General features: G+C 35.9%; 9 protein-coding genes. 6 read left to right on the plus strand and 3 right to left on the minus strand.

Annotated elements, in window-relative coordinates; all coding sequences use genetic code 11:
• Positions 1-198 precede the first annotated feature (198 nt).
• Positions 199-915 (plus strand): response regulator transcription factor, encoded by a 717-nt coding sequence (locus tag PZE06_RS19395; protein WP_275791938.1) that lies wholly within the window; start codon positions 199-201, stop codon positions 913-915.
• Positions 916-949: 34 nt separating this feature from the next.
• Here PZE06_RS19395 and PZE06_RS19400 read toward each other — a convergent pair whose 3' ends face one another.
• On the minus strand, positions 950-1,093 hold the full coding sequence (locus PZE06_RS19400) for an anti-repressor SinI family protein (protein ID WP_306421279.1): 144 nt from the start codon (positions 1,091-1,093) through the stop codon (positions 950-952).
• A 141-nt stretch (positions 1,094-1,234) separates the two neighbouring features.
• Between PZE06_RS19400 and PZE06_RS19405 the strand changes: the two genes are divergently transcribed.
• From PZE06_RS19405 to PZE06_RS19420, 4 genes are all read left to right on the plus strand, one after another.
• Positions 1,235-6,298, plus strand: coding sequence for an AAA family ATPase (locus PZE06_RS19405; RefSeq protein WP_275791939.1), 5,064 nt, complete (start codon positions 1,235-1,237; stop codon positions 6,296-6,298).
• 154 nt (positions 6,299-6,452) lie between these two features.
• On the plus strand, positions 6,453-6,560 hold the full coding sequence (locus tag PZE06_RS19410; protein ID WP_019155635.1) for a YjcZ family sporulation protein: 108 nt from the start codon (positions 6,453-6,455) through the stop codon (positions 6,558-6,560).
• A 100-nt stretch (positions 6,561-6,660) separates the two neighbouring features.
• Positions 6,661-6,792: a YjcZ family sporulation protein gene (locus tag PZE06_RS19415; protein WP_275791940.1), complete on the plus strand. Its 132-nt coding sequence runs from the start codon at positions 6,661-6,663 to the stop codon at positions 6,790-6,792.
• 484 nt (positions 6,793-7,276) lie between these two features.
• Complete coding sequence (locus PZE06_RS19420) at positions 7,277-7,465, plus strand: cold-inducible protein YdjO-related protein (RefSeq protein WP_275791941.1); 189 nt, start codon at positions 7,277-7,279, stop codon at positions 7,463-7,465.
• A 1,139-nt stretch (positions 7,466-8,604) separates the two neighbouring features.
• Here the strand turns inward: PZE06_RS19420 and pepF are convergent.
• Positions 8,605-10,419, minus strand: coding sequence for an oligoendopeptidase F (pepF, locus tag PZE06_RS19425; RefSeq protein ID WP_275791942.1), 1,815 nt, complete (start codon positions 10,417-10,419; stop codon positions 8,605-8,607).
• Between the two features lie 175 nt (positions 10,420-10,594).
• Positions 10,595-10,729 carry a protein YhfH gene (gene yhfH / locus PZE06_RS19430; RefSeq protein WP_275791943.1) on the minus strand — a complete coding sequence of 45 codons (135 nt, stop codon included), beginning with the start codon at positions 10,727-10,729 and terminating at the stop codon, positions 10,595-10,597.
• Positions 10,730-11,150: 421 nt separating this feature from the next.
• Here yhfH and PZE06_RS19435 point away from each other — a divergent pair, with 421 nt between their 5' ends.
• A complete protein-coding gene (locus tag PZE06_RS19435; RefSeq protein ID WP_275791944.1) occupies positions 11,151-13,301 on the plus strand; it encodes a PAS domain-containing protein in 2,151 nt (716 codons plus the stop codon).
• The last annotated feature ends 122 nt before the right edge of the window (positions 13,302-13,423 follow it).

The raw sequence follows: 13,423 nt of genomic DNA on the forward strand, positions 1-13,423 counted from the left end.
CCTCCACTGCAAGTATGAACTATGATCATTTTACAGTGATAGGTTGATATTTTTTGCTGGTATATTTGGGTAAATAAGCGTTTCATCTTATCAAGCAAAAACTGTACACTTTATTCTAGCAGTCACACAGTGTTAATAGGAGGAAAAAAAGGATATTTATAGTAAAATAGAAATAGCCGAAAATTTAGGGGGATTAGTATGGGTAGGGATAGAGACAGAATTTTAATTGTTGATGACGATCCTGATATTCGGAATGTTCTTGAACTATATCTAGTGAAAGAAGGATTTGAAATCACTTCGGTTATAGAAGGAAGTGAGGCTATAGATGTGCTCGATGGTTTTAGCCCGAATTTAATTATTCTTGATATTATGATGCCAGGGCTTGACGGTTATGAGACTTGTCAAGCCATTCGTGAAAAAACGGATGCTCCGATTCTATTTTTAAGTGCAAAGGAGGATGACTTCGATAAGATTCTTGGCTTAAGAATAGGAGGAGATGACTATATAACAAAACCTTTTAGCCCTGGTGTTTTAGTTGCAAGAATTAAAGCGCATTTAAGAAGAACAAGGATTAGCAGGAATAAACGGAACATTGATGTAGAAAGAAATATTATAGAATTTCCAGGCTTATCGATTGATTTGGATAGTTGTCTTGTTCGTAGTCGAGGTACACCGATTACACTGCCGGTCAAGGAATATCAGATTTTATCCTTACTAAGTCAAAATGTGGAAAAAGTTTTTAGTGTTGAACAATTATTTCAGCTTATTTGGGGCGAAGATAGCCTTGGCGATAATCGAACTGTAATGGTACATATAAGTAATTTACGAAAAAAGATTGAAGCGAATCCTGCGAAACCAGAATATATATTGACGGTTAGGGGAATAGGCTATAAATTTAATGGCTATCTTAATTGAACCAATTTCTAACCTATGTATCGAACGATAAAATTTATTTGTTATTTAGAAAATCTCTTACTTCATCTATAGTTAATCCAAGACGTTTAGCTTGCAAGATTAATTTTAACCATTCTTCATCTATTTTATTTGGAATAATGGTAACGGTTGGTTGTTCGAACTCAGTGACCTTTTCCATAAATACCTCCAGTTTATTCACAAAATATTCACAAAATAATAATAGTATATGAACTATAAATATAGTTCAAACTTTGTTAAAGATTTATTAAAGTTTTCCATTTCTGTAAAGGTGAAAAATAAACGATGGATGTGTCGATGGATGATAAGTTTACCAGGTTATGAGGTTACTCAATTATTGGCTTCAACAGACCGAGTTCTGTATTATGAAGGACGACAAGCCCACCATTTTAAATCCTTTCCATTATTAAAAAATGAGAAACAGGAAAGGAAAACAGCTCTTTCTTTTATTGAACCAATAGAAATAAATAAAACTAATGATAATCTTTTCGTAATCTATGAATATTTCTCCTTTGAAAAACCGTTATCTTCTTTGATTAAGGAGAAGAGTTTGTCAATGGAGCAAATGCTCGTAATTTCAATACAATTAACTTCAATGCTCATTAGCCTTCATCATCAGGACAAGTTAGTCGGATGCTTGAATCCTGATCATGTTCATATCCATCTTACAGAGCAGAAGTTGTATGTTACCTCCTTTATGGGGATGCTCGAGCCTATTGATAAACAGTTTTTATGGTATAGCTCGCCAGAACTGACGGGAAGAATGGAGAAAGAGGCAGATGTTTGCTCTGATCTCTATTCCTTTGGAGTCGTTTTTTATGAAATGCTGACAGGCCAATTACCGTTTCCAGCAGTAGATGTGATTGAAATTGTTTATTCGCACTTTACAAAGCTCCCCACTCCCCCAGCAGAGTTAAACTCACAAATACCAAGTCAACTGTCATTGATCGCTCTGAAACTTTTAGAAAAATCGCCTGAAAAAAGATACACAACAGCATATTCACTTTTGAAGGATTTGGAGAGATGTTTGCTTCAATGGCAAACTGAGAGAAAAATTAGTCATTTTCAACTAGGTTTGGAGGGTTCAATAAAGGTTAAAAATGACCGTAAACTATTCGGCCGTGAACAAGAGTTAAAACAGCTCAAGACGATTTATAAAAATGTAAAACGACGGAATAAGGAAGTCGTTCATATTCGTGGAAGTTCCGGTACTGGAAAAACAGCGTTAGTAAACGAATTTATGAATATATGTGATAAACAAGATGCCATTTTTGCTGCTGGAAAATGGGATCAATTTGAGCGAAGCACCCCATATGGACCAATTATTCAAGCATGTAAGACCATTTTTCGTGTAATTCTCTCACAAGGGGATGACTTCGTCAGAAAATGGGAGAAGCAATTTCTAGCTAAATTAGGTCATCGTTGTCAACTATTGTGTGAGCTTATCCCAGAGTTCACATGGATCATTGGTTACCATCATTTTGAGGAAAAAATCGGACCGTTGGAAAGGCCTAATAGCATCCTGATTACATTTCAACAGCTTTTAGCCGTATTGACGGAAGAGTTTACAGTTGTTCTTTTCATTGATGATATTCAATGGGCTGATCAGCCAACGATAGATCTGCTTTATTATTTAGCTGAGGATAAAGAACTTTTAAATATCTTAATCATTATAGCTAGCAGAAATGAAGAAGAGCAGAGCGCAAAATCAATTCATAATTTGAACTTGCTGCAGAAATTAAAGGTTGTCAGCATCGAGACTGCATCGTTAAATGAAAAGGATGTTGCTCAATGGCTTCATGACACTTATCACTTCGCTGACGATTATAGTAGTTTAACAGCTTATGTTTTCAATCTTTCGCAAGGAAATCCTTTTTTTCTAAAACAAATTTTAATAACTCTAGAAAAGGAAAGGTTAATTTCAGTAAATCAAGAAAAAAATGGTTATATCTTTCATATTGGCAAATTTCCAAAGCAACTAATCGGTAAAGATATAATGGAACACATTAGTAAGAAATTAATGACATTGTCTTTTCAGGTTGTAAAAAGTTTAAAGTTTGCTGCTTGTCTTGGAACGGTCTTCACTTACTATGAGTTGGTGAAGGCTGCAAAAACTTCAAACGATGAGATCTTAAAACATGTGTATTTGCTCGTTGATGAGGGCTTTATCTGTTTTTCGAGACAGCAAAATGTAGAGCATGACCTTGTTCTGGAATTTATTCATGATAAAGTTCAGCAAGCGGTTTATACATACATGAGCAAGGAGGAACAAACTTTTTTTCACTTCCAAATTGGGTTGAGTAAATGGGGAAATGTCGAGTGTTTGCCTGAATCTAATTTGCTTTATAAACTAACTGATCATCTTAATTTCTGTGTGCATTTGCTTGATGATGTGCAGAGAAAGGCGTTAACAGTTTTCAACACGCAGGCTGGTGAAATGGCTAAAAATGCGGCAGCTTTTGAACAGGCCTATCAATATTTTTTATCCGCTAAAAACCTCCTTAACCAAGGGCATTGGCGAACGAATTATGCGCTTTCATATCGAATATTCATTGGACTAGGTGAATGTGCATATTTAAATAGTGATTTCGAAATGGCAGAAAATGCATTTGAAACTCTATTGTATAATGCAAAGACCAACAAAGAAAAAATGAGCATTTATAATTTGAAGCTGATCATGTATACGCATGTGAGCAGATTAAAGGATGCCGTTAAATGTGGAACAAGTGGTTTAAAGCTTTTTGGATGGAAGTTGGATCGACCTATTGGAATGATGAAAATTGCTAAAGAATTTTTACTGCTTCAGTCTTTACTTATCGGAAAAAAGCCTGAAGAGTTATTAAACCTAGCTCCTATGAATAATTCTGAAGATTGTTTAATTATTGAGAGCCTTATTAATATGAATGCCCCTTCATATCATGTGAATCAAAATTTAGCTACTTATTTAATGCTTCGGGCTTTCCGATTTACATTAAGGCATGGAAATACCGACATAACTGCCCTTGTGTTCAATAATTATGCTCTTATTCTGAGCGCCGGCTTTGGCAATTTTGATAAGAGCTATCAATTTGGAAAACTAGCACTAGCCCATGTTGAGAGAAGTCAGGTGAAAAAATTGACAGCAAGGGTTCACTTTGTTTTCGGAAGCTTTGTGAACCATTGGAAAAGTTCGATTTCAATTAATTTACGTTCGCTAGAAAAATCCCAAACGTTGAGTCTCGAGTCTGGAAATTTTCATTTAGCAGGAGCTGCCAGCTCTTTTATTATTATTACTAGATTGATTAAAGGTGATCCACTGAAGATTGTTTTAACAGAGATTAATAAACAATTAGCCTTTGTTAATAAGATTCAATACTTTCTCTCGATGAAATTTTTACTTGAAATGAAGGAATGGATGGAATGGTTAGCAGATGGTACTAAGAGAAAATTACCACCTACTCAGCTTGCTGACTTGCGGGATGATCCCTCTGCTTATATTATGCATAATACAATTCGTTTACAGATGGCTTATATTGTTGCGGATGATAAAAAAGCGAAGGAGATTATTGAAGCTTTAAATAGTACGGTAACGAATACTCTTGTTCTTGTGATAGCACCTGAATTTTATTTTTACCACACCCTTTGGTTAGTTCAATTTTATCATCATGAGCCTGCAAAAGAACGGAAGAGAATCAAAAAATATTTGCAACGTAATCTAAAGAAGATGAAGAAATGGGCTAGTCATGCACCGATGAATTATGAACATAAATATTTATTAATGAAGATTGAAACAGCAAGTGTGTTACGTGAACATAAAATTGCTGCTGACGTCTACGAGACCGCTCTGGATAAAGCGATTGTGAACGGTTTTGAACAAGACGCAGCGATTATTTGTGAATGCGCAGCCCGTTATTATCATAAGCGACAGGCGATCCGCTTAAGTAATTTTTATTTAAAGGAAGCTTACTATTTTTATAAAAAGTGGGGAGCAGATAGAAAATGTGCTACGCTCGCTAAGAAGTATCCAAACCTCAACAAGGACAGGTTCCATCTGGAGGGGAGACTTGATGTTTTGGATTTAGAGGCAGTTTTAAAAAGCTCTCAGGCATTATCAAGTGAAATTGTTTTCGATACTCTTGTTCAAAAAGTTATGAATATTGTCATCGAAAATGCTGGGGCAACGACAGGCTATTTACTTATTAAAGAAGGGAATGAGCTTAGATTAGCTAATCTTCCTGAAGCAAACAAAGCTGGAAAACTCAAGAAGCTTTTACCGATGCAGATTATCCAATATGTTAAAAAAAGTCATGAACCAATCATTTTACACGAAGCATGTGTTGAAGGCTTATTTAAAACGGATCCTTATCTCCAAGAAAGACAAGTGATGTCTCTTATGACGATTCCATTATTGCATCAGCGAACATTGATTGGAATTTTGTATTTGGAGAATCATTTGCTTCCTTATGCATTTACTGAGCGAGATTTATTGTTGCTTTCCACGATCGCGTCTCAAGCAGCCATTTCCATACAAAATGCTATGTTATATCTGAACTTAGAAGAGAAAGTTAAAGAGCGGACAGTGGAATTGGAGATTGTCAATAAAAGTTTGGCAGAGGCAAATGTAGAGCTTGCCAATGCCCAAAAAGCACGGATGGAACTACTATCCAATATTTCTCATGATTTGAGAAATCCCATCACTTCGATACAAGGATATATTGAAGCAATGTTGGATGGAATTGTGATCTCACCGGAAAAACAACTTACTTATTTAAAACGTAGCAAAGATAAACTTGCTAGTTTAAATCGGCTTATTCAGGATCTGTTTGAATTGTCTAAACTGCAGTATGGAAATATGACTTTTGTTACAGAAATTGTCAGTGTCGAAAAGCTTTTTCATCATTTATGTGATCAGCACGAATGGGATGTTAAACATGAGGGACTCGTCTTTAAGCGTTCGGTATTAGAAAAGAAGGATTTAAGTCATTTGTATGTGGATGTTGATGTCACTCGGATTGAGCAGGTCATGACAAATATTGTTTCTAATGCTCTTAAGCATACGGTGGAAGGTTCGATAGCATTTACACTTAAGTGCGATAATCGGTATGTCATTTTTGCGATTACGGATACTGGTTTGGGAATCTCCCATACTGAGTTGGAAAAAGTCTTCGAACGTTCGTACACAGGGAATACGAGTCCATTTATGGCAGGGAGCGGTTTAGGGCTATCGATCAGCAAGGAAATCATCGAACATCATAAAGGCAATATATGGGCAGAAAGTGTGCAAGGGAAAGGAACTACTATTTTCTTTACTTTGCCCATTGTAAAACTTGAAGATGAGACGACCCAAGAGATGGCATCAATGGAATTTCAACATATTATAGAATAGTTAATCTTACTTTTATCCAATTATAAAATCATAAATTTTAGAGTGGTGTTGATGCCGCTCTTTTTATTTTCTTTTATGCACTTATTACAGAAGCCCATTCAGGACAACTTTTCCTTACATAGTATGGGTGTAGAGATTATGGGAGGTGGATAAGATGAGCGCAGGAGCTGGACACGGATATGGTGCTGGATTCGCTTTACTCGTTGTGTTGTTCATCCTTCTTATTATAGTTGGTGCGTCTTACATCGGTGGATGGTATTAACCATTACGGATGCATCTTAATAAGAAGAGTTTAGAAAGAGAGCCGATATAAAAAATTGAAATGGCTCCATATCTACAATATTTAGGAAGGAAGTGGAGTAATGGGTTACGGTTATGGTGGATTTGGTGGTTGTGGTTATGCCTACCCTGCAACTGGATTTGGATACGGTGGCTTCGTCCTCATCGTCGTATTGTTCATCCTTTTAATCATTGTAGGGGCTGCATGGCTGTAAAAGAAGTGATAAAGGGCTGTCTGAAAGGTTCTAATAAAAAAGTAAGGGAAGAAAAGGAAGTGATTTTTCTTCCCTTGCTTTTTGTTCATCTGTACATAAATTTCCGAAATCCCTTATAATACGAGAGTATATTATCGTGAGGAGTTAATCAGTAAAAGTTCCATTTCTCTATATTAAGCATGGTTTGCATCAACTTTTAAAATGAAGTTAGTTATTTTCATGTTTATGAGTGGTGTCAAAGCTCCCTGGCTTTTGAAGACCTCCTTGAGAAAAAGAAGAATGGTCGAACTTATTTTGAAAAGAGTGGAAATAGATGCGTGAAATAAAAGATTTTTGCCAATAATAATAAATAGGAGAACAAATGTGTATGTGAGGGAAACAGGTAAAAAGCATCGCTATTTTTAACCTCACTTAAGTACGCTGACCAGCAAAGTGAAGCAATTCTTTTAATATTACTTAATTTTCATGTGAGGGGACGATGATTATGTTTTTCAATAGGAAAGCACAGGAAGAAAAACCAGAAGATATCATGATGGATACAGAAGTCTACGCTTGTAAGGATGATGGTTGTATTGGCTGGATGAGGAAGGATTTTGCTAGTTACGATCTGAAATGTCCACTCTGTGGTAATGATACCTCAATGGAAATAAGGGAATTGCCAAAAATTAATTAAAGTGAAGAATAATCCATATTGTTTGTAGGGCTGTGAAGACTTTCTTATTATTTATGTAGAAAGTCTTTTTCGCTGTTCATGATATGAGCGATATCGTAGTTTCATTATATTGTACCATTGGCATTACGTTTCAAGTATAACCACCACTGGCACATAACAAAAACCTGAGCGTGTGAAAACGTTCACATAAATGTCGTAAATGGAAGGTAAAATAAGTAAAAAGTAGCTTATAATAAAAGTGTAAAAAGATAATGCAATAACGATTTAGGAGGCTCAACCATTGTGCTCGTTCCGTAAATAGAAGTGTGATTGCGTGAACGTAAGCAAATGCACCTTTTATCACTTTGATTAAGTAGCGGAATGACGAAGAAGGTAATAAAGATTTGTAACGATGAAATGAAGAGGTATCGTACCAGGTAGACATTGTTATCCGGTTTTTCGCCTCACTTTGCGAAGGATATCGTTTTTGTAAATCCACTTGGTTAAGAAGGGATGTTCTATCTATAAATGATTGTTTTGATACGTAGAACAAAAGCTCTTACCCAAAAGATTCTTGCAAGAATTGGGATTCGCCGATGGTATATGCTTTAGGACCGTCGTTACACAATCACACTTGATACCTTTCAAAAGTAAATTTTGAAGCATTTAATCAAGAAAAGGGATAGAGGGAATTGAGCAATGACAATTGAATAAAAGTTTGTAACCTTAAGGTACTGCGAAATAGTATAAATGCTTTTTTAGCAGAGTAAAGCCTGTTGTAGCGGAACAAACACATGTCAGTTATTAGATATTCCTGATAACAGGGATATTCCACAAACTGATAAAATGGTTGGGTCTCCTAAGCTGTTATTAAGAGAAGCTGTGTCAAAAGGTCGTTTAAACGACTTTTTGATATCAGCTTTTTCTTTTGTGTAAAATTTTGCTTATTTTTATTTATTTAAAGTATATAAAAGGGTGATTTCTTTTTTTGCTTTATATTTTTTTCTGGTTGTTCATCTTTTTCTCAGAAGACTCCGTAGGATGGCTGTTCATGCGGATATGGTTGATTGGAGCGGAAAATGCCAACTTCCGTTCCGATCATATAGGGAATTTAAAAAAAGTGCCCCTAAAAGCTAAACTTTTGGGACACCTTCTTATCATTATTTATAGCTATCCTCTAAAATATCAACGAGCGAACCAACATAAGCAACTGCTTTACGAATTGGATCAGGTTTTGACATGTCAATGCCTGCCTGTTTTAACAAGTCAATCGGTTTTTTTGTTCCACCAGCTTTTAGAACTTCTAACCAACGATTAACAGCAGGCTCGCCCTCTTTTTTGATTTGCTGTGACATTGCTGTTGAGGCTGTTAGACCAGCAGAATATGTGTATGGATAAAGTCCCATATAATAGTGAGGCTGTCTCATCCAAGTTAGGCTCGCCCCTTCATCAATTGTCACAGTGTCACCCCAAAACTCTGACAGAACATTTCTTTTTGTTTCGCATAGTATTTTTGCGGTTAGGGGAGTTCCTTTCTCTGCAAGCCCATAGACTCTTCGTTGGAATTCCCCTTCTAAAAGATGGGTTACGAAATTATGATAATAAGTTCCCAATAGCTGCAGTACAACCCATCGTTTCATTTGTGGGTCTGTTGTATTAGAAAGCAGGTGATCGCCTAGCAACATTTCATTCATGGTTGAAGGTGCTTCAATGAAATAAGTAGAAGGTCTAGTATTCATTATGCGTTGATTTTGATTAGCTAAATAGAAGTGTCCAGCATGCCCTAATTCATGTGCAAGCACAAATGCGCCTCGCATCGTGTCGGTCCAAGTTATTAAAATATATGGATGTGAACCGTATGGACTTGAGCAAAATGCTCCGGTCGCTTTTCCCACGTTATCAGCACGGTCTACCCATCGTTCTGTTAGCCCTTTTTTCATGATACTTAAATATTCAGGCCCCATAATCCTTAATGCTTCTAAAATTACTTCACTAGCTTCCTCATAAGAAGTTTTAGGGTTGAATTCAGGATCTAACGGTGCTTTTAAATCGCAGAATTGCAGTTCATCCAATTGCAAAATCTTCTTCTTTAATTGGGCAAAACGTCTCATATGAGGCGCTAACTCGGCTTGAATTATGTTTAATTGATTTTCGTACATTTCTTTAGAAACCTGCTGTGGGTATAATAGCATATCTGTTACAGAATCAAAATTACGAAGACGGGATAATGTTACTTGTCTTTTGACTTCAGTTGCATATGTGGTCGCAAAAGTATTTTTATATTGCTCTAACGTTTTTGTAAATGATTCGTAAGCTCTTCTTCGTGTTTCCGTATTTGGAGAGAATTCGTAACGATCTTCAAATAATGCAAATGAGTTCGGCAGTTCTTCACCATCTTCATGAATGATTGGCTCAAATTGCATATCAGCTAACTTACTTGTTTGATAAATTGCATATGGTGAATCATGCACATCGCTAAGAGCAGCGAGTACTTCCTCTGTTTCTGGCGAAAGTCGATATTTTTTGCCGTCAATTAAGTCTGTTAACATTTTTGTAAAAGGCTTTAAACCTATTTCTTCATCGATGAATTGTTGCAATTTTTCTTCTGGAATGGTAATGATTTCAGAGTCTATAAAGGACAGAGCTGCAGCTGTTTTTGAACGTAAATCCGCAATAATTGCTGCATTAGCTTGGTTTACAGGATTTGTGCTATCACCTGATTGTAGTAGCGAAGCATATGTACTAACTAGAATTAATTTCTTATTTAATTTTTCCTGTAATTCAAGGCATGCTAATAGTGTAGCTGAACTTTCATGAAGTTTCCCCTTGTAGACTGAAAATGCTGGAAGTTCTTTTTCAATTGTCGCAATTTCAGCTTGCCATTCAGTTGAAGATGCGAATAGATCCTCAAGCTTCCATGTTAAATTGATGGGAACTTCATCACGTTTTAATCGAGCGGTCATTGTTTTTACCATTAAGTTCTCCTCCTTTTTGTTGGGCTTTTTATTTCGGTACCCTAATTAAAATAATAACATGAGCAAAGTGTTAATTAATACATTTTTCAAAATATTATATAAAATTATTTCGATTTTTATACAGATCAAAAAAGCTTTAGCGTGTCCTGAATTGGCGCTAAAGCTATGATTTTTTCTATTCAGTTTTCTTTGCTAAACAACGATCACATTCCATTAAATAACTTTCGGCTTGCTCTTTCATTGTTTCCCCGCATTCCGGACAGATCTTTTTTGGTAGCACGCGGAAAAACTCAACAGGACTTTTGATCAACGAAATCCACTCCTTTTATAATACAATTTATATTTTTTAATTCTGTTATAATACAGTATACATCAATTTTGAAAAAAGTGAACTGTTTTTTCTAATTTTTTTGTAAAATCAATATTGGCGAGCATACGGACTTGATTTGAAAAAAATAAACCTTTTTCAAAATTTGCATGAATTCGAAGCTTTTCACCTTTGCTGAGAAGGTGTGTAAAAGCTTTTTCACCTGAAATGAATCAAAAATGAACATCGACATATAAAAAAGCAAAAATTGCTATATCCATCGAAGCTTATTTTTTTGCTGCCGCTGGTAGTTGTCAGCGAAAGAATTAAGCTAAGACAAAAGTGAAATGGAAATATTTCTTTAAAGAACGGTTAGTTTACATTACAATTATAGTAGAAACTTTTCTTTGAAAAGGGCTGATAGATGTTGACTGTTTATTTATCTTTAAATCCAATCTTGATTATTGCTGCAGTTATTTTAACGATGATGGCTACCTATTCAGCATTGGATATGTTTTCGATGCTGAGATCATCGGAGCGTAATAGGCCACTCCTGTTTATTGGCGGAACGCTGTCTTTAAGTTTCGGCATATGGGTGATGAGTTTTCTTTTTGCGTTAGATATTACGACATTATCGAATTACAATTTGCCCGTAACTTTTTTAGCAATTTTGGTGGGAATTTGCTTCACTGGAATGGCCTTCTATGCAATTTCATTAAATAGCCTTACACCTAAAAATTTAGTTGCAGCAAGTTTTTTTATGATGAGTGCAGTCTTCTCCATTCATATCATCGGCATGTTCGGACTTGAGTTGGCTCTGACTTATAATTGGGTGATATTAGCTGTGACAGCACTAGTAGTGTTTGTCTCATTTTATTTTGCTTTTTGGTTAATTTATGATTCGTCATTGGCAAAGAATGTATGGATTAGACCATTAAGTTCACTCATTATTACAACAGCTGTTGTTGAGGGACATTTTTTGCTTCTTAAAGCCTCCTCCATTACGTCAAGGACAGATATTTCAGGTGTTACGGAAGACCCTTTTCAAGAAACATTTTTGATTTATGCCATTTTAATCGTCGCTGTCATGATCATGAGCGGCTTAATAGGTTCAAGTGCTCTTGTAAGCAAAAGACTTGCTGACTCTGATTCTAATTTAAAGGATATTAAAGCAGCGCTTGATGAGTCATCGATCGTGGCGATAACAGATGCAAGAGGGACGATTACTTATGTGAATGACAAATTTGTTGAGATTTCGAAATACACAGAGGATGAATTAATCGGACAAAATCATCGAATTTTGAACTCAGGTTACCACCCAAAAGAGTTTTTTCAATCACTTTGGAAAACAATTGGCGGTGGACAAGTTTGGAAAGGCGAAATTCAAAATCGTGCAAAGGATGGGAGTACTTATTGGGTCGATACGACCATTGTTCCTTTTTTAAACGAAAAGGGGAAGCCTTATCAATACGTTTCAATTCGTACTGACATTACAAATCGCAAGCAATCAGAACGCAAGCTGAAAGCAACGTTAAAAGAAGTCAATGATATAAAATTCGCTCTAGACCAGTCGTCGATTGTGGCATTTACAGATGAAAAGGGGATTATCACTCGAGTTAATGACAAATTTTGTGAAATATCTCAATATACTCGAGATGAAATAGTTGGTAAAGATCATCGCATCTTAAATTCTGGGTTTCACAGTCCCGATTTTTTTAAAGAGTTGTGGAAAACTATTGGAAGTGGCTCAGTATGGAAAGGAGAAATTAGAAATAAGGCGAAGGACGGTTCTTATTATTGGGTAGACACAACCATTGTCCCTTTTATGAATGAAAGGGGGAAACCATATCAGTATTTGGCAATAAGAAACGATATTACAGAGCGTAAACGGACAGAGGAAATTCTTCATCGTCAGGATAAGCTTGCGGCAGTGGGACAATTGGCAGCAGGTGTTGCCCATGAAATTCGAAATCCGCTTACATCCATGAAAGGTTATGCGGAATTTTTGTTAGAAGATGAAACAGACCAGCAAAGAAGAGAATTTGTAGATATAATCTTAGATGAAATAAACCGGGTAAACCAAATAGTAGAGGACTTTATGGTATTAGCTAAGCCAAAGGTTGTGGATCTGAAGGAAAAAAATATTATTCCAATTATTAAAGATGTTTTATCATTATTGGAATTTGAAGCACGGAAGAAAAAGGTTCGCATGCACTTTGAAGCAAATGATGATATTGTCCAAATTGAATGCGATGAGAACCGTTTGAAGCAGGTCTTTCTAAACTTTGTGAAAAACGGTATTGAGGCAATGCCAAACGGCGGAGATATTACTGTTCGCGTTCATGTAGCAAGCGAGCAAGTACAAATTTCAATTCAAGATACTGGAGTAGGAATTCCCGAGGAAAAATTGAAGAGAATTGGCGAGCCCTTTTATACTACGAAAAAGGATGGAAATGGCCTTGGTTTAATGGTTAGCTATAAAATTATTGAAAGTCATAACGGAACAGTTTTCATTGAAAGCGAACTAAATAAAGGAACTACCTTTAATATTATTTTACCAGCTCACACAGCCTAATGCTGTAAGTGGGCTTTTTATTTATTCATTACTAGGTTAAGAGTCGTTTTATTCCGTTACCGACAACGAGGATTTAATGAAGAATTAACTTTAATTTATGGAAAAAACATGAGAAACCTTAG

Origin of the sequence: Robertmurraya sp. DFI.2.37, assembly GCF_029211245.1 — a bacterium.
Lineage (GTDB): Bacteria > Bacillota > Bacilli > Bacillales > Cytobacillaceae > Robertmurraya > Robertmurraya methanolica_A.